Origin of the sequence: Pseudomonas sp. SWI44 (assembly GCF_002947915.1) — a bacterium.
Classification (GTDB): Bacteria; Pseudomonadota; Gammaproteobacteria; order Pseudomonadales; family Pseudomonadaceae; genus Aquipseudomonas; species Aquipseudomonas taiwanensis.
This window is the reverse complement of record NZ_CP026674.1, coordinates 3,639,697-3,656,287: the sequence shown is the minus strand read 5'-3', so window position 1 is coordinate 3,656,287 and position 16,591 is coordinate 3,639,697. Positions and strand designations below refer to the sequence as shown.

The window sequence follows — 16,591 nt, the reverse complement described above, 5'->3', positions numbered from 1 at the left end:
ACGCTTGGCGCGTTGCGCTGGAGGACATGTACCGATGCCGTTTCACCGATGGCCCCTGCTTCTGTGCCTGCTTTTGGCCGGCTGCGACCTGTCGCCAAAGGCCGCTCAACCCAAGACGCTGATCGTTGGCCTGGACGGTGTCCAGTTGCAGCGTTACGAGCAACTGGGAGAAGACACCAACCTCAAGCGGCGACTGCACTACGGCAAGGCGTATAGCGGAGGCATCACTGGCCGTGCGAGCGAGCAGGCAACCCTCAGCGGCCCAGGGTGGATGACACTGCTGACCGGCGTCTGGGCGAGCAAGCACGGCGTGGTGTCCAACGAGCCGTCACTGAGGCTCGACCCGGCCTACCCAAGCCTGTTCCGACGGCTCAGACAGGCCCTGCCCCACGCCTACCTTTCCAGCATTGTGAACTGGTCGCCCATCAACACCGCGTTCCTGCTGGAAGATGCCCAGGGCAACGATGTGCGCGAAAGCGGGTTGACCGACGAGCAAGTTATCGAGCGTACCCTGGCAATCCTCGACAGCACTCCGGCGGATTTCACTTTCATCCAGCTGGATGAGCCTGACCAGGTCGGTCACGACCACGGCTTCGGCGCCCGCTACCAGCAGGCCCTGCAGAATGCGGACAGCCGTCTGGGCCGCCTGCTGGACAAACTGGACGAGCGACGCCACAAGCATCCGCTGGAAGATTGGCTGGTGGTCGTCAGCACCGACCATGGCCGGGACTATTGGGGCACGGGTCACGGCGGCGTGAGCGAGCAGGAAAAGACCGTGTTCATCGCCAGCAACAAACCGCTGAACGAAGAACTGACCGAGCCCAGCACTGCGCAAGACCACCCCGGGCCGAACAATCTGTACAGCTTTGCCGCTCAAACGTCGGTGGTGCCCACGGTGCTGCGGCACATGGGGCTCGACGTGCTACCCGACTGGAAACTCGATGGCACGCCGTTGCTGGGCGACACGGGAGTGCGCAAGGCAAGGGTAAGGGAAAGTGAGTCCAAGCTGCTGTGGAACAGTTCATCACAGCAGATGGTTGTCATCTACCGCAATGGCCAATTGGCCGCTCACGTACAGGCGAGCGTTCAGCAATGGATTGACCCGCAAGGCATGCGCCAGGCCAACGACTACGTCCTGGTGCTGGATGGAATACCGGTGGCTGTGCGCAACAAGCCGACCATTGCCCCTTGAAAGCAAACGCCGGCAAGCCGGCTCCCACAGAAACCGTACCGACCTTGGAGATCAGCACAGTGCCTGCGGGAGCTGGCTTGCCGGCGAGTGGACTACCGGCTCAATTCAGCGCATCGAGCAACGCCTGGTTCATTTCCGGCGTGCCGATGGTGATGCGCAGGAACTGGGCAATGCGCGCCTGCTTGAAATGACGCACGATCACGCCCTGCTCACGCAGCCGCGCCGCCAACTGCGCCGCATCCTGCTGCGGGTGGCGGGCGAAGATGAAGTTGGCGGCCGACGGCAGCACTTCGAAGCCCTTGGCCGTAAGTTGTTCGACCAGTGCCTGGCGGCTGTCGATCACCTTGCGGCAGGTTTCCTCGAAGTAAGCCCGGTCCTCGAAGGCCGCAGCCGCGCCAACGATGGCCATGCGGTCGAGGGGATAGGAGTTGAAACTGTTCTTGATCCGCTCCAAGGCCTCGATCAGGTCCGGGTGCCCCACAGCCAGGCCCACGCGCAAACCGGCCAACGAGCGCGACTTCGACAGGGTCTGGGTCACCAGCAGGTTGTCGTAGCGGTCCACCAGCTTGATCGCGGTTTCGCCACCGAAATCGATGTAGGCCTCATCGACCACGACCACCGAATCACGGTTGGCCTGCAGCAGTTGCTCGACCTGCTCAAGCGGCATCAGGCAGCCGGTCGGCGCATTGGGGTTGGGGAAGATGATGCCGGCATTGGGCTTGGCATAGTCCGCGACGCGAATCTGGAACTGCTCATCCAGCGGCACCTGTTCGAACGCGATGCCGTACAGGCCGCAGTACACGGGGTAGAAGCTGTAGCTGACATCCGGGAACAGCAACGGCGCGCCGTGCTGGAACAGGCCGTGGAAAATGTGCGCCAGCACCTCGTCCGAGCCGTTGCCGACGAACACCTGCTGCGGCGTCACGGCGTAGTAATCGGCGACCGCCTGCTTGAGCCGGTCACTGTTCGGATCCGGGTACAGACGCAAGTTGTCGCTGAGTTCACCGCGCATGGCTTCCAGTGCCTTGGGCGACGGACCGTAGGGGTTCTCGTTGGTGTTCAGCTTGACCAGTCTGGCCAGCTTAGGCTGCTCGCCCGGGACGTAAGGCACCAGGTCCTTGACGAAGGGGCTCCAGAATCGACTCATGCTCAGTTCCCCTTGTCTTGGGTCAGGATACGGTATTCAGCGCTGCGGGCGTGGGCGGTCAGCGACTCGCCACGGGCCAGGACCGAGGCGGTTCGCCCCAGCTCGGATGCGCCCTGCTCGGAGCAGAAGATGATCGACGAACGCTTCTGGAAGTCATAAACGCCCAGCGGCGAGGAAAAGCGGGCGGTGCCGGAGGTGGGCAACACGTGGTTGGGGCCGGCGCAGTAATCGCCCAGCGCTTCGCTGGTGTGACGACCCATGAAGATCGCGCCAGCGTGGCGGATCTGTGGCAGCCATGCCTGGGGGTCGGCGACCGACAGTTCCAGGTGCTCTGGGGCGATGCGGTTGGCCACTTCGATGGCCTGCTGCATGTCGCGCACCTGGACCAAGGCACCGCGGCCATTGATCGACTTCTCGATGATCTCGGCGCGCTCCATGGTCGGCATCAGCTTGTCGATGCTGGCGGCAACACGATCGAGGAAGGCGGCATCCGGGCTGACCAGGATGGCCTGGGCGTCTTCGTCGTGCTCGGCCTGGGAGAACAGGTCCATGGCGATCCAGTCCGGGTCGGTCTGGCCGTCGCACACCACGAGAATCTCCGACGGGCCGGCGATCATGTCGATGCCCACCTGGCCGAACACATGACGCTTGGCGGTGGCCACGTAGATGTTGCCCGGACCGACGATCTTGTCCACCTGCGGCACGCTTTCGGTGCCATAGGCCAGGGCCGCGACCGCCTGGGCCCCCCCGACGGTGAAGACCCGGTCGACACCCGCGATGCACGCGGCTGCCAGGACCAGCTCATTGACCTCGCCACGCGGGGTCGGTACCACCATCACCACCTCGCCCACGCCTGCGACCTTGGCCGGGATGGCGTTCATCAGCACCGAGGATGGATAGGACGCCTTGCCTCCGGGTACATACAGGCCGGCGCGGTCCAGCGGGGTCACTTTCTGGCCAAGCACCGTGCCATCGGCCTCCGTGTACTGCCAGGAGTCCTGTTTCTGCCGTTCATGGTAAAGGCGAACGCGGCTGGCGGCCTTCTCCAGGGCTTCGCGCTGGGCGGGAGTAATGCGGGTCAACGCCAGTTCGAGGCGTTCACGGCCGAGAATCAGGTCGTCGATGCGCTTGGCATCCACACCATCGAAGCGCTGGGTGAACTCCACCAGCGCCGCATCGCCGCGTTCGCGCACGGCCTTGATGATGTCGAGCACACGCTGGTTGACCGCATCATCGGACACGCTTTCCCAGCTCAGCAGATGATCCAGATGTCGGGCGAAATCCGGATCAGCAGCGTTGAGACGGGCAATTGCAGTGGACACGGTCATGGCGAGGGCCTCGATTGTTAGCGAATGCTCAGGCGCCCTAGGCTACCAGTCCATCCGCGCGGGCACCCGAGAAAAATGGCTATGACGCGGATAGACGGGCGCGACAGCGGAGGTCGCGCGCAGAAGTCAGCCGCGGTGTCGCGATTCGACGGCTTGGCGCAGGGTGTCGATCAAGCTCTGGATGCGGGCGTGCTGCATCTTCATGGAGGCTTTGTTGACGACCAGGCGCGAGCTGATCGTGGCGATCAGTTCCTGAGGCTCCAGGCCGTTGGCGCGCAGGGTGTTACCGGTGTCGACCACGTCGATGATCTTGTCGGCCAGGTTGATCAGCGGTGCCAGCTCCATGGAGCCGTACAGCTTGATGATGTCGACCTGACGGCCCTGTTCGGCGTAGTAACGCTTGGCTACGTTGACGAACTTGGTGGCCACACGCAGGCGCCCCTTGGGCTCCGGCGCACCGACGACACCCGCGGTCATCAGCTTGCAGCGGGCAATCTGCAGGTCCAGCGGCTCGTACAGGCCCTGGCCGCCGTACTCCATCAGCACGTCCTTGCCGGCCACGCCCAGGTCGGCGGCGCCATGCTCGACATAGGTCGGCACGTCGGTGGCACGCACGATCAGCAGGCGCACATCGTCCTGCGTGGTGGGAATGATCAGCTTGCGGCTCTTGTCCGGATTCTCGGTCGGCACGATACCGGCCTCGGCCAGCAACGGCAGGGTATCGTCGAGAATACGGCCTTTGGAAAGCGCGATGGTCAGCATTGGAACGTCGGTCCTTAAGCGGCTACTGCCGGCCGGGCGTGTTTCGCCCGACCGCATTCAATTCGAATGGCGCGTCCCTGCGCCAGCGGGCGACTAGCCCGGTACGCGGCGGATTTTCGCGCCGAGCATCTGCAGTTTTTCTTCGATGCACTCGTAACCACGGTCGATGTGGTAGATGCGGTCGATCAGGGTATCGCCTTCGGCGACCAGCGCCGACAGCACCAGGCTGGCCGATGCACGCAGGTCGGTGGCCATGACCGGGGCGCCCTTGAGTACAGGTACGCCGGTGACGATGGCGGTGTTGCCTTCGACCTGGATCTGCGCGCCCATGCGGTGCATTTCGTACACGTGCATGAAGCGGTTCTCGAAGATCGTCTCGATCACGGCGCCGGTGCCCTCGGCAATGGCATTGAGCGAGATGAACTGCGCCTGCATGTCGGTCGGGAACGCTGGGTACGGCGCGGTACGCAGGTTCACGGCTTTCGGCCGCTTGCCGTGCATGTCCAGCTCGATCCAGTCTTCACCGGTGGTGATGTCGGCGCCGGCTTCCTTGAGCTTTTCCAGCACCGCTTCAAGGATGGTCGGATCGGTGTCCTTGACCTTGACGCGACCACCGGTCACGGCAGCAGCGACCAGGTAGGTACCGGTTTCGATACGGTCGGGCATGACGCGGTAGTTGGCCGAACCCAGGCGCTCGACGCCATCGATGGTGATGGTATCGGTACCGGCGCCCTGGATCTTGCCGCCCATGGCATTGATGAAGTTGGCCAGGTCGACCACCTCAGGCTCACGCGCGGCGTTCTGCAGCACGCTGCGGCCCTTGGCCAGGGCAGCGGCCATCATGATGTTTTCGGTACCGGTCACGCTGACGGTATCGAAGAAGAAGTGTGCGCCACGCAGGCCGCCTTCTGGCGCCTTGGCCTTGATATAGCCGCCTTCGACTTCGATTTTCGCGCCCATGGCCTCCAGGCCACGGATGTGCAGGTCCACCGGACGCGAACCGATGGCGCAACCGCCCGGCAGGGCGACTTCGGCCTCACCGAAGCGGGCGACCATCGGGCCAAGCACGAGGATCGACGCCCGCATGGTCTTGACCAGCTCGTAGGGCGCTACCAGGGTCTTGATGGTGCGTGGATCGATCTCGACCGACAGCTTTTCGTCGATCACAGGCTCGATGCCCATGCGACCGAACAGCTCGATCATGGTGGTGATGTCGTGCAGGTGTGGCAGGTTGCCCACGGTCACCGGGCCATCGGCCAGCAGGGTGGCCGACAGAATCGGCAGGGCCGCGTTCTTCGCGCCCGAAATGCGGATCTCGCCGTCGAGACGAGCGCCGCCAGTAATAATCAGTTTGTCCATTGGAATCTCGCCGCCAAGTTGGCTCAGGTGCGCTCAGCCCAGGCTGCGCTGCTGAAAAATTTCATGGTTACCGCATGGATGCTGCCATTGGCGATCCAGGGATTCAGGTGAGCATAGATCGCCTGCTGACGCTTGACCGGGCTCAGGCCAGCCAACTCATCGCTGATCACGTTCAACTGGAAGTTGCAGCCTTCGCCTTCAACTTCGACCCGGGATCCCGGCAATTTCTCTTCAAGGAAGCTTTTAACTTCTACGGCCTGCATGCTCAACCTCAATCGGCGCCCGATGCGCGCGGGTCGGCCATCATACAAAAAAGCCCCTCGCCTGCGAAGCCCATAAAGGGCATGTGCTGACCGAGGGGCCCACCTTCACCGACGAGCGTTCAGCTCGCCAGCACCTCATCCAGATCGTAGACGCCGGCAATTTCGCGCATGTCGTCGGGCATGCCGCGCACTTCCCAGCGTTTGCCGCCGGCCTGGGCATCGCGCATGAAGCCCAGCAGCAGCGACAGACCGACACTGGAAGACTTGCTGACCGCCGTGCAATCCAACACCACGTGCGTTTCGCGACATGCCGCGATCAGCGCCTGGCCCTGCTTGCGCAAAGCCGGGCCGCTGCGGTAATCCAGCACCCCAGCCAGGCGCAGAACGCCAGGCTCGGCCATGCTCACGCCGGTCTCGCTCATTTCACTTCCTTGTCAGGAGAGTTGTCGGCGGCCTCCTTGGCCTTGGCCACTTCACCGGCCCAGCCATTGATGGTCTTGTCCAGGTCGTTGCCGTTGCGCTGCATGGCGTCGGCGAACTGGTCGCGGAACAGCTTGCCGATGTTGATGCCGTTGACGATGACGTTACGTACTTTCCACTCGCCGCCAAGGTTCTCCAGGGTGTACTGCACGGGGTACACGGCACCGTTGTTGCCGGTGACCTTCATGCCGACGCTGGCGCGCTTGCCATCATCAGGCTTAGCCGGGTCGACGGTGATGCCTTGGTTGTTGTACTCAAGCAGTGCATTGCCATAGAACTGCATCAGGCTGCGCTTGAAGTTCTCCTGGAAGCGCTGCATTTGCTCCGGCGTGGCCTTGCGCGAATACTTGACGGTCATGATGCTTTTGGAGATGCCGTCAGCGTCCACCACCGGGCCCAGGATGCGGTTGAGCGCATCGTAGAAGGCATTCGGGTTGGTCTTGTACTGTTCTTTGTTGGCCTTGAGGTCGCTCAATAGCTCGGTGGTAGTGCCTTGAACCACGTCACGCGGCGACTGCGCAGCGAAGGTCAGCAGGGGGAAGGCCGCCAGCAGGACCAGCAGGCCACGTCGCAGAATCGAAATCATGGAAACTCCTTAATTAGCCGGTTGCGCTTCTTTCGGTTCCTTGCCAACGGAGTTGAGCAGGAACTTGCCAATCAGATCTTCGAGCACCAGTGCGGACTGGGTGTCATGGATGGTGGCGCCATCCTTGAGCACGTCTTCCTCACCGCCCACGCTGATGCCGATGTACTTCTCGCCAAGCAGACCAGCGGTCAGGATCGACGCAGTGGAGTCGACAGGCAGGTTGTCGACATTCTTGTCCAGCTGCAGCGTCACCCGACCGGTGTAGGAATCACGGTCCAGGTCGATGGCGGTGACCTTGCCGATGGTTACCCCGGCCATGGTCACCTTAGCTCTGACAGTCAAACCGGCGATATTGTCGAAGTAGGCATAAACTTTATAGGTATCGCTGCTCGGGCTGGCCGACAACCCGCTGACACGCAGGGCCAGCAGCAGCAGCGCCAGGATCCCGGCCAGAAGGAACAGGCCGACACCGATTTCCAGGGTGCGGTTTTGCATCAGAAATCTCCAAACATCAAGGCGGTCAGAATAAAGTCCAGACCCAGGACAGCCAGCGAGGCATAGACCACGGTCTTGGTGGTGGCACGGCTGATCCCTTCTGAGGTGGGCTCACAGTCGTACCCCTGGAATACGGCGATCCAGGTGACGACGAAGGCGAACACCAGGCTCTTGATCAGCCCGTTGAGCACGTCGTCGGTAAAGGAAACACTGTTCTGCATGTTGGCCCAGAACGAGCCCTCGTAGACACCCAGCCAGTCGACGGCGACCCAGGACCCACCCCAGATACCGACCACGCTGAAGATCAACGCCAGCATCGGCAACGAGATGAAGCCGGCCCACAGGCGCGGCGCGACGATGTACTTGAGCGGGTCGACACCGATCATTTCCAGGCTCGACAGTTGCTCGGTGGACTTCATGTTGCCGATTTCGGCGGTCAGCGCCGAGCCTGCGCGACCGGCGAACAGCAGCGCAGTCACCACCGGGCCGAGCTCACGCAGCAAGGTCAGCGCGACCATCTGCCCCACCGCCTGCTCGGAACCGTACTTGGTCAGGATGCTGTAGCCCTGCAGCGCCAGCACCATGCCGATGAACACACCGGAAACGACGATGATCGCCAGCGACAGCACGCCGACCGAATACAACTGCTTGGTCAGCAGCTGGAAGCCGCCACCGATACCCCCACGCCCTACCAGTGCGTGGAACAGGAACAGGCAGGAACGCCCCAGCACCGCCAGCACGTCGATCGCCGAGCGACCGAACAGACGGATACGTTCGAGTAAGGATTTTCTGCGCATCAACGCGCCCCCAGCAGATCGGCGCGGTAGTCAGGCGCGGGAAAGTGGAATGGCACCGGACCGTCCGGGTCACCCTTCATGAACTGGCGGATGCGTGGATTGTCGGAGCCCATCAGTTCGTCCGGAGTGCCCTGCCCCAGTACCTGCCCATCACCGACCACATAGATGTAGTCAGCGATGCTGGCGGTTTCGGCCAGATCGTGGGAAACGACGATGCTGGTGATACCCAGCGCATCGTTGAGCAGGCGGATCAGCCGCACCAATACGCCCATGGCGATTGGGTCCTGGCCGACGAAGGGCTCGTCGTACATCAGGATCTGCGGATCCAGCGCAATCGCGCGGGCCAGCGCCACGCGGCGCTTCATGCCACCCGACAGTTCGTCCGGCATCAGGTCGATGGCGCCGCGCAGGCCGACGGCCTGAAGCTTCATCAACACGATGTCACGAATCATTTCGTCGGACAGCTGGGTATGCACACGCAGCGGGAATGCGACATTCTCGAACACGTCGAGGTCGGTGAACAAGGCGCCGCTCTGGAACAGCACCCCCATTTGCTTGCGCGCATCGAACAGGTCGCTTCGGGACAGCGTAGGCAGGTTCTGCCCGGCCACCCAGACTTCTCCACTGGAAGGACGCAACTGCGCGCCCATCAGGCGCAGCAATGTGGTCTTGCCGCAACCCGATGGCCCCATGATGCCGGTGACCTTGCCGCGCGGAATGCGTATGTCGACATTGCTGAAAATGCTGCGCGAACCGCGCTTGAAGGTGACGCCCTTCAACTCGACCGCGTAGGCGCTATCCACACTCATCTAGACTCCTTGCTAGTGCAACCTCGTCCTAATGGACGCCGGCCTCCTTCTTGAAGGCACAAGCGCCCCTGGCGGGCCGAATAGCGGGAAACTATATCACCGCTGACAGGGCTGCCCCAAGGCCATGCCTTGACTCGTTCAGCCCAGGGACAGACTTTCATGACATTCGATAGGACGATGGAAAGGATGAGGGTTTCTTCCATTGCGGCTATAATCGCCGCCTTTTCATCAGGCATTGCTTTCCGAACATGAGCCAATCCAGCGAGCTGATCCAATCCGCCCAGCGCACCCTGCGCCTTGAACTCGAAGCCGTCCAGAGCCTGATGGCCCGCATCGACGCCAATTTCGTCAAGGCTTGCGAACTGATCCTGGCGAGCAAGGGCCGGGTCGTCGTGGTCGGCATGGGCAAGTCGGGGCACATCGGCAACAAGATCGCCGCCACCTTGGCCAGCACCGGCACGCCGGCATTTTTCGTGCACCCTGCCGAAGCCAGCCATGGCGACATGGGCATGATCACCCGCGACGATGTCATTCTCGCCCTGTCCAACTCCGGCAGCACCGCCGAAATCATTACCCTGCTGCCGTTGATCAAGCGCCTGGGCATCCAGATGATCAGCCTCACCGGTAACCCGGACTCGCCCCTGGCGCAGGCCGCCGAGGTCAACCTCGACGCCAGCGTCGCCCAGGAAGCCTGCCCGCTGAACCTGGCGCCCACATCCTCGACCACCGCCGCACTGGTGCTGGGCGATGCCTTGGCCATCGCGCTGCTCGAAGCCCGCGGTTTCACCGCCGAGGATTTCGCCTTCTCGCACCCCGGTGGCGCCTTGGGCCGTCGCCTGCTGCTGAAAGTCGAGAACGTGATGCACTCGGGCGATGACCTGCCGAAGGTCCAGCGTGGCACCCTGCTCAAGGACGCGCTGCTGGAAATGTCGCGCAAAGGCCTGGGCATGACCGTGATCCTCGAGCCGGATGGCAAGCTGGCCGGGATCTTCACCGACGGCGACCTGCGCCGCAGCCTGGATCGCAACATCGACGTGCACACCACCCTGATCGACCAGGTGATGACCGTGCATGGCAAGACCGCTCGCGCCGAAATGCTGGCCGCCGAAGCCCTGAAAATCATGGAAGACCACAAGATCAGTGCATTGGTGGTAGTCGACCAGAACGACCGCCCGACCGGCGCCCTGAACATGCACGACCTGCTGCGCGCCGGGGTCATGTAAGGAGAGCATGGACATGAACCAAGACCTCATGCAACGCGGCAAGGCCATCAAGCTGGCCGTCTTCGACGTCGACGGCGTCCTCACCGACGGCCGCCTGTACTTCCTCGAAGACGGCAGTGAGTTCAAGACCTTCAACACCCTCGATGGCCAGGGCATCAAGATGCTCATGGCCACGGGCGTGACCACGGCCATCATCAGCGGACGCAAGACGCCAGTGGTCGAGCGTCGGGCCAGGAACCTGGGCATCCCGCACCTGTACCAAGGCCGGGAAGACAAACTGGTGGTGCTCGACGGCCTGCTCGCCGAACTGGGCCTAAGCTATGAACAGGTCGCCTACCTGGGCGACGACCTGCCCGACCTCCCCGTGATTCGCCGGGTGGGCCTGGGCATGGCGGTGGCCAGCGCCGCACCGTTCGTTCGCCAGCACGCCCATGGCGTGACCCAGGCACGCGGCGGCGAAGGCGCCGCCCGCGAGTTCTGTGAACTGATCATGCAGGCCCAGGGCACCCTGGACGCTGCCAACGCAAATTACCTGTAGAGCCGCCCATGTTCAGCAAGAAAGCCCGCACCATCGCGCTGCTCGCGGTCATTGCCGCCCTGCTGGTGGCAATCGGCTACTGGAACGTCAGCCCGGAGAGTTTCCTCGACAAGCCTGCGGCCCAGGTGGACGAGAGCGCGATCGACTACTATGCGATCAATGCCCATAGCCTGCAGTTTCTGCCCGACGGCAAGCTGCAGTACGAAATGACCGCCGACAAGGTCGAGCACCTGACCGCCAGCGAAGTCACCCTGGTGACCAAGCCTGACCTGCACCTGTACCGCGGCACCGAGTTCCCCTGGCACGTGCAGAGCGCGCGCGCCGAGGTCAACCCGGATGGCACCGAGGTCGAACTGATCGACCAGGTTCGCGTTGCCCGTACCGACGAGAAGCAGCGCGAAACCATCATTACCAGCTCACGCATGACCGTGTTCCCGCAGAAGCAATATGCGCAGACCGAGCAAGCCGTTAGAATCGACGGCGCCGGTGGCACAACTACGGGCAAAGGAATGAAAGCGTATTTGAAAGAAGGCAGGATGGACCTGCTCTCTAACGTAAGAGGACAGTATGAGGCTCGTTAAAACCCTCCCCCTTTTGCTCAGCCTGAGCGCAGCACTGGGAAGCGCGAGCGCCTTCGCCCTGCCGAACGACCGTGACCAGCCGATCCGCATCCAGGCCGACAACGCTCACCTGGACGACAAGCAAGGCGTGGCGACCTACACCGGCGATGTGATCATCACCCAAGGTTCGATGATGATCAAAGGCAACACCGTGACCATCACTCGCGCCCAGTCGGGCGACATCGACGTGGTGACTTCGGTTGGCAACCTGGCCTACTTCGAGCAGCAGCAGAGCGCCGCCAAGCCCGACAAGATGAAAGGCTGGGCCGTGACCATTCAGTACCAGGCGCAGAAAGACATGGTGATCCTCACCGACCGCGCCAAGGTCGAGAACGAAGGCAACACCACCGAAGGCGAGAAGATCGTCTACAACACCAAGACCCAGGTTGCGACCGCGGGCCGAGGTGGCAACGTGACTGCACCGCGTCAGCGTATCGACATGGTGATCCAGCCGAAGAAGAAGGCCGAGTAAATGGCAACCCTCAAAGCCCAGCACCTGGCCAAGAGCTACAAGGGGCGGCAAGTCGTACGCGACGTCAGCCTGTCGATCGACAGCGGCCAGATCGTCGGTCTGCTCGGCCCCAACGGCGCCGGCAAGACCACGTGCTTCTACATGATCGTAGGCCTGGTCCAGGCCGACCAGGGCCGCGTGCTCATCGACAACCTCGATGTCAGCCACCAGCCGATGCACGGTCGCGCCCGCGCCGGTATCGGTTACCTGCCCCAGGAGGCCTCGATCTTCCGCAAGCTGTCGGTGGCCGACAACATCATGGCGATTCTCGAGACCCGCAAGGACCTGGACCGCGATGGCCGTCGCAAGGAGCTGGAAAGCCTGCTGCAGGAATTCCACATCAGCCACATCCGCGACAACCTCGGCATGAGCCTGTCCGGCGGCGAGCGTCGCCGCGTGGAAATCGCCCGGGCCCTGGCGACCGCGCCGAAGTTCATCCTGCTGGACGAACCTTTCGCCGGTGTCGACCCGATTTCCGTAGGCGACATCAAGCAGATCATCCACCACCTCAAGGCCAAGGGCATCGGTGTACTGATCACCGACCACAACGTCCGCGAGACCCTGGACATCTGCGAAACCGCGTACATCGTCAACGATGGTCGACTGATCGCCGAGGGCGATGCCGAGACCATCCTGGCCAACGATCTGGTCAAGGAAGTTTACCTGGGTCACGAGTTCCGACTCTGACCCCGGCGCGCCTGGAGCACTGGCAATCCCGCCTCATCGAGGCTTAAGTTGTTACAGCGCTCTAGGCAAACGCTACAATTTAAGGCATAAAACTTGCTTGATTTGGCGCTCCGGCGCCCTCGTGTAGTGGATGGCGCATGCGCGCCGGCGAACAAGGTATTTAGCCCCAGCCATGAAACCATCGCTCGTCCTAAAAATGGGCCAGCAACTGACGATGACACCGCAGTTGCAACAGGCCATCCGCCTGCTTCAGCTCTCTACCCTGGACCTCCAGCAGGAAATCCAGGAAGCGCTGGAGTCCAATCCGATGCTCGAACGTCAGGAAGACGGCGACGACTTCGACAACAGCGACCCGATGGCGGACAACGCCGAGAACAAACCGGTCGCCGAAGTTCAGGACAACAGTTTCCAGGAAAGCGCACCAAGCGCCGAGAACCTGGAAGACGGTGAGTGGAACGAGCGCATTCCCAACGAGCTTCCCGTCGACACCGCGTGGGAAGATATCTACCAGACCAGTGCCAGCAGCCTGCCCAGCAACGATGATGACGAGTGGGACTTCACCACCCGCACCTCCGCGGGCGAGAGCCTGCAGAGCCACCTGCTGTGGCAACTGAACCTGGCGCCGATGTCCGACACCGACCGCCTGATCGCCGTGACCCTGATCGACAGCATCAACGACCAGGGCTACCTCGAGGATACCCTCGAAGAAATCTGCGAGGGCTTCGACCCAGAGCTGGACATCGAGCTGGACGAGGTCGAAGCCGTCCTGCACCGCATCCAGCAATTCGAGCCTGCCGGGGTGGGCGCTCGCAATCTTGGCGAGTGCCTGCTGCTGCAACTGCGCCAACTGCCCGCCAGCACACCGTGGATGAGCGAAGCCAAGCGCCTGGTGGTCGATTTCATCGACCTGCTCGGCAGCCGCGACTACAGCCAGCTGATGCGCCGCATGAAGCTCAAGGAAGACGAACTGCGCCAGGTCATCGAACTGGTACAGAGCCTCAACCCACGACCGGGCTCGCAGATCGAATCCAGTGAGCCGGAGTATGTGGTCCCCGACGTGATCGTGCGCAAGGACAACGACCGCTGGCTGGTCGAGCTGAACCAGGAGGCGATCCCACGGCTGCGGGTCAATCCGCAGTATGCCGGTTTCGTCCGCCGTGCCGACACCAGCGCCGACAACACCTTCATGCGCAATCAGCTGCAAGAGGCGCGCTGGTTCATCAAGAGCCTGCAAAGCCGCAATGAGACCCTGATGAAGGTCGCCACCCAGATCGTCGAACACCAGCGCGGTTTCCTCGACCACGGCGACGAAGCGATGAAGCCGTTGGTCCTGCACGACATCGCCGAAGCGGTGGGCATGCACGAGTCGACCATTTCCCGGGTAACCACCCAGAAATACATGCACACGCCGCGCGGCATCTACGAACTGAAATACTTTTTCTCCAGCCATGTGAGCACCTCCGAAGGCGGAGAATGCTCGTCTACGGCGATCCGCGCGATCATCAAGAAACTGGTTGCGGCGGAAAATCAGAAAAAGCCATTGAGTGACAGCAAGATCGCTGGTTTACTGGAGGCACAAGGCATTCAGGTAGCCCGTCGCACCGTCGCCAAGTACCGCGAGTCCCTCGGCATCGCGCCGTCGAGCGAGCGCAAGCGACTGATGTAGCCCCTGAATGTGCCACAGCGTTTGCGGGGCAGGTGCAATACCTGCCTCTTTATGCACGGGCAACAAAGGAGAAGCTGTATGCAAGTCAACATCAGTGGACACCATGTAGAAGTCACCTCCCCTCTGCGCGAATACGTAGAGCAAAAGCTTAAGCGCGTGGAGGGTCACTTCGACAAGATCACCAACGTGCAGGTCATCCTGAAAGTCGAGAAGCTGCAACAGAAGGTCGAAGCGACCCTGCAGATTCCTGGTGGCGAAGTGGTCGCAAACGCGGAACACGAAGACATGTATGCAGCGATCGACGCCATGGCCGACAAGCTCGACCGCCAACTGAAAAAACACAAGGAAAAACAGCAAAGCCTGCTGCAAGGTGCAGCCGCCCGCTGATCCCCCTCATCCATGATCCGACTTGAAACCATCCTGACCCCCGGCCGTTCCCTCGTGAACGTGCCGGGAGGCAGTAAAAAGCGCGCCCTCGAGAAGGTCGCCACACTGATTGCCGAACAAGTTCCAGAACTGGAGATGCAAGACGTCTTCGAAAAACTGGTCGGTCGTGAAAAGCTCGGCTCGACCGGTTTCGGCAACGGTATTGCCATCCCCCACTGCCGACTCGAAGGCTGCACGGCACCTGTCAGCGCACTGCTGCATCTGGATGCCCCTATCGACTACGACGCCATTGATGGCGCACCGGTAGACCTGCTGTTCGTCCTGCTGGTCCCCGAAGCGGCCACCGATGCCCACCTTGAACTGCTGCGCCAGATCGCCAGCATGCTCGATCGCAAGGAGGTCCGCGATCGCCTGCGTGCCGCCGACAGCAGCGAGGCCCTGTTCCAGGTAGTCCTGGACGTACAGAACGAGCACTGAACATGCGCCTGATCATCGTCAGCGGCCGCTCCGGTTCGGGCAAGAGTACCGCCCTTGATGTGCTGGAAGACAACGGCTACTACTGCATCGACAACCTCCCCGCCGGGCTGCTGCCGCAGTTGGCGGAGAACGCGCTGATCAACACCGAGTTGCAGCAGCCCAAGGTTGCTGTCTCCATCGATGCCCGCAACCTGCCCAGCCACCTGACGCGGTTTCCCGAGTTGCTCGAAGAAGCTCGTGGCAGGCACATCCAGTGCGATGTCCTGTTTCTGGACGCTGATGAAGAAACGCTGCTCAAACGCTTCTCGGAGACCCGGCGACGCCATCCGCTGACCAATGCCAACCGTTCGCTGGCCGAGGCGATCCGTGTCGAAAGCGAGCTGCTAGGGCCGATTTCCGACCTGGCCGACCTCAAGATCGACACCACCAACCTCAACCTGTACCAACTACGCGACTCGATCAAGCTGCGCCTGCTCAACCAGCCTGAACCTGGAACGGCATTCCTGGTCGAATCGTTCGGTTTCAAGCGCGGCATGCCGGTCGACGCCGACCTGGTGTTCGATGTGCGCTGCCTGCCTAATCCTTACTGGAAGCCAGAGCTGCGCGAACATTCCGGCCTCGATCAACCGGTTATCGACTACCTGGCTGCCCAGCCGGATGTCGAAGAGATGTTCAACGATATCTCCAGCTACCTGCTCAAGTGGTTACCCCGCTTCGCCGCCAGCAACCGCGCCTACGTCACCATTGCCATTGGTTGCACCGGTGGCCACCACCGCTCTGTGTACCTGACCGAACGTCTCGGCCAGTTGCTCCAGCAATCTTTGAAAAACGTCCAGGTCCGCCACCGCGACCTATAGCCCACAGGATCCGCACCACGATGCCCGCCCGCGAAATAACCATCATCAACAAGCTGGGTCTGCATGCCCGGGCGGCAGCCAAGTTCGTCGGCGTGGCCGGTCGATTCCCCTGCCAGGTCAGGGTCGGCCGAGCTCCGGACAAGATGGTGGACGGCAAGAGCATCATGGCCGTGATGATGCTGGCGGCGGGCAAAGGCACCCAGGTGCATCTGCTCACCGAGGGCGAGCAGGATGATGAAGCCATGGAAGCGCTGGTAGCGCTGATCAACAACTATTTCGACGAAGGCGAGTAATCGCCGGGGCTCGACACAGTGTCTCCGCGATTGTGAGATCGAGCGCCTGCGCGACGCCTCGCGAGCAAAGCTCGCTCCTACCCCGATCGCGAGGGTCTGTAGGAGCGAGCCTTG

21 protein-coding genes are annotated in these 16,591 nt (G+C 62.1%); 11 read left to right on the top strand and 10 right to left on the bottom strand.

The features are described 5' to 3' along the window. Positions 1-34 precede the first annotated feature (34 nt). The gene (locus C4Q26_RS17225; protein WP_104881315.1) at positions 35-1,192 is read left to right on the top strand and encodes an alkaline phosphatase family protein; all 1,158 of its coding nucleotides are present in this window, start codon (positions 35-37) and stop codon (positions 1,190-1,192) included. 100 nt (positions 1,193-1,292) lie between these two features. Here the strand turns inward: C4Q26_RS17225 and hisC are convergent, their stop codons facing one another. The 10 genes from hisC to C4Q26_RS17175 all read right to left on the bottom strand — a co-directional run bounded on the left by hisC (position 1,293) and on the right by C4Q26_RS17175 (position 9,218). Beyond that, a complete protein-coding gene (gene hisC / locus C4Q26_RS17220) occupies positions 1,293-2,339 on the bottom strand; it encodes a histidinol-phosphate transaminase (RefSeq protein ID WP_023382132.1) in 1,047 nt (348 codons plus the stop codon). A 2-nt stretch (positions 2,340-2,341) separates the two neighbouring features. Continuing rightward, positions 2,342-3,667 carry a histidinol dehydrogenase gene (hisD, locus tag C4Q26_RS17215; protein WP_023382133.1) on the bottom strand — a complete coding sequence of 442 codons (1,326 nt, stop codon included), beginning with the start codon at positions 3,665-3,667 and terminating at the stop codon, positions 2,342-2,344. 126 nt (positions 3,668-3,793) lie between these two features. Further along, the gene (gene hisG / locus C4Q26_RS17210; protein WP_023382134.1) at positions 3,794-4,429 is read right to left on the bottom strand and encodes an ATP phosphoribosyltransferase; all 636 of its coding nucleotides are present in this window, start codon (positions 4,427-4,429) and stop codon (positions 3,794-3,796) included. 93 nt (positions 4,430-4,522) lie between these two features. Continuing rightward, entirely contained in the window at positions 4,523-5,788 is a 1,266-nt protein-coding gene (gene murA / locus C4Q26_RS17205; RefSeq protein WP_023382135.1) for a UDP-N-acetylglucosamine 1-carboxyvinyltransferase, read from the bottom strand. 23 nt (positions 5,789-5,811) lie between these two features. Then, a complete protein-coding gene (locus tag C4Q26_RS17200) occupies positions 5,812-6,051 on the bottom strand; it encodes a BolA family protein (protein WP_003255121.1) in 240 nt (79 codons plus the stop codon). Between the two features lie 119 nt (positions 6,052-6,170). Beyond that, positions 6,171-6,473, bottom strand: a complete 303-nt coding sequence (locus tag C4Q26_RS17195; RefSeq protein ID WP_023382138.1) for a lipid asymmetry maintenance protein MlaB — start codon at positions 6,471-6,473, stop codon at positions 6,171-6,173. Next, positions 6,470-7,117, bottom strand: coding sequence for a phospholipid-binding protein MlaC (locus C4Q26_RS17190; RefSeq protein WP_023382139.1), 648 nt, complete (start codon positions 7,115-7,117; stop codon positions 6,470-6,472). Before C4Q26_RS17190 ends, C4Q26_RS17195 begins: the two co-directional genes overlap by 4 nt. A 9-nt stretch (positions 7,118-7,126) precedes the next feature. After that, positions 7,127-7,612: an outer membrane lipid asymmetry maintenance protein MlaD gene (gene mlaD / locus C4Q26_RS17185; protein WP_023382140.1), complete on the bottom strand. Its 486-nt coding sequence runs from the start codon at positions 7,610-7,612 to the stop codon at positions 7,127-7,129. Next, positions 7,612-8,409 carry a lipid asymmetry maintenance ABC transporter permease subunit MlaE gene (gene mlaE / locus C4Q26_RS17180; RefSeq protein ID WP_023382141.1) on the bottom strand — a complete coding sequence of 266 codons (798 nt, stop codon included), beginning with the start codon at positions 8,407-8,409 and terminating at the stop codon, positions 7,612-7,614. Before mlaE ends, mlaD begins: the two co-directional genes overlap by 1 nt. Continuing rightward, entirely contained in the window at positions 8,409-9,218 is an 810-nt protein-coding gene (locus C4Q26_RS17175; protein ID WP_012270662.1) for an ATP-binding cassette domain-containing protein, read from the bottom strand. The genes mlaE and C4Q26_RS17175 overlap by 1 nt, the downstream gene beginning before the upstream one ends. 248 nt (positions 9,219-9,466) lie before the next feature. On the opposite strand from C4Q26_RS17175, the gene C4Q26_RS17170 reads away from it, so the two are divergent. The 10 genes from C4Q26_RS17170 (at position 9,467) to C4Q26_RS17125 (ending at position 16,477) form a co-directional block, all read left to right on the top strand. Beyond that, the gene (locus tag C4Q26_RS17170) at positions 9,467-10,441 is read left to right on the top strand and encodes a KpsF/GutQ family sugar-phosphate isomerase (protein ID WP_023382142.1); all 975 of its coding nucleotides are present in this window, start codon (positions 9,467-9,469) and stop codon (positions 10,439-10,441) included. 13 nt (positions 10,442-10,454) lie between these two features. Next, positions 10,455-10,979 carry an HAD family hydrolase gene (locus tag C4Q26_RS17165; RefSeq protein WP_023382143.1) on the top strand — a complete coding sequence of 175 codons (525 nt, stop codon included), beginning with the start codon at positions 10,455-10,457 and terminating at the stop codon, positions 10,977-10,979. Positions 10,980-10,987: 8 nt separating this feature from the next. Further along, positions 10,988-11,560, top strand: a complete 573-nt coding sequence (gene lptC, locus C4Q26_RS17160) for an LPS export ABC transporter periplasmic protein LptC (RefSeq protein ID WP_023382144.1) — start codon at positions 10,988-10,990, stop codon at positions 11,558-11,560. Further along, the gene (gene lptA / locus C4Q26_RS17155) at positions 11,547-12,071 is read left to right on the top strand and encodes a lipopolysaccharide transport periplasmic protein LptA (RefSeq protein WP_023382145.1); all 525 of its coding nucleotides are present in this window, start codon (positions 11,547-11,549) and stop codon (positions 12,069-12,071) included. Before lptC ends, lptA begins: the two co-directional genes overlap by 14 nt. After that, positions 12,072-12,797, top strand: coding sequence for an LPS export ABC transporter ATP-binding protein (lptB, locus tag C4Q26_RS17150; protein ID WP_003257916.1), 726 nt, complete (start codon positions 12,072-12,074; stop codon positions 12,795-12,797). Between the two features lie 172 nt (positions 12,798-12,969). After that, positions 12,970-14,463 (top strand): RNA polymerase factor sigma-54, encoded by a 1,494-nt coding sequence (locus C4Q26_RS17145; protein ID WP_023382146.1) that lies wholly within the window; start codon positions 12,970-12,972, stop codon positions 14,461-14,463. 78 nt (positions 14,464-14,541) lie between these two features. Further along, complete coding sequence (gene hpf, locus C4Q26_RS17140) at positions 14,542-14,850, top strand: ribosome hibernation-promoting factor, HPF/YfiA family (RefSeq protein ID WP_023382147.1); 309 nt, start codon at positions 14,542-14,544, stop codon at positions 14,848-14,850. A gap of 12 nt (positions 14,851-14,862) precedes the next feature. Further along, the gene (gene ptsN / locus C4Q26_RS17135; RefSeq protein ID WP_023382148.1) at positions 14,863-15,327 is read left to right on the top strand and encodes a PTS IIA-like nitrogen regulatory protein PtsN; all 465 of its coding nucleotides are present in this window, start codon (positions 14,863-14,865) and stop codon (positions 15,325-15,327) included. Positions 15,328-15,329: 2 nt separating this feature from the next. After that, positions 15,330-16,184, top strand: a complete 855-nt coding sequence (gene rapZ / locus C4Q26_RS17130) for an RNase adapter RapZ (protein ID WP_023382149.1) — start codon at positions 15,330-15,332, stop codon at positions 16,182-16,184. Between the two features lie 20 nt (positions 16,185-16,204). Beyond that, on the top strand, positions 16,205-16,477 hold the full coding sequence (locus C4Q26_RS17125; protein ID WP_023382150.1) for an HPr family phosphocarrier protein: 273 nt from the start codon (positions 16,205-16,207) through the stop codon (positions 16,475-16,477). Positions 16,478-16,591 lie beyond the last annotated feature (114 nt).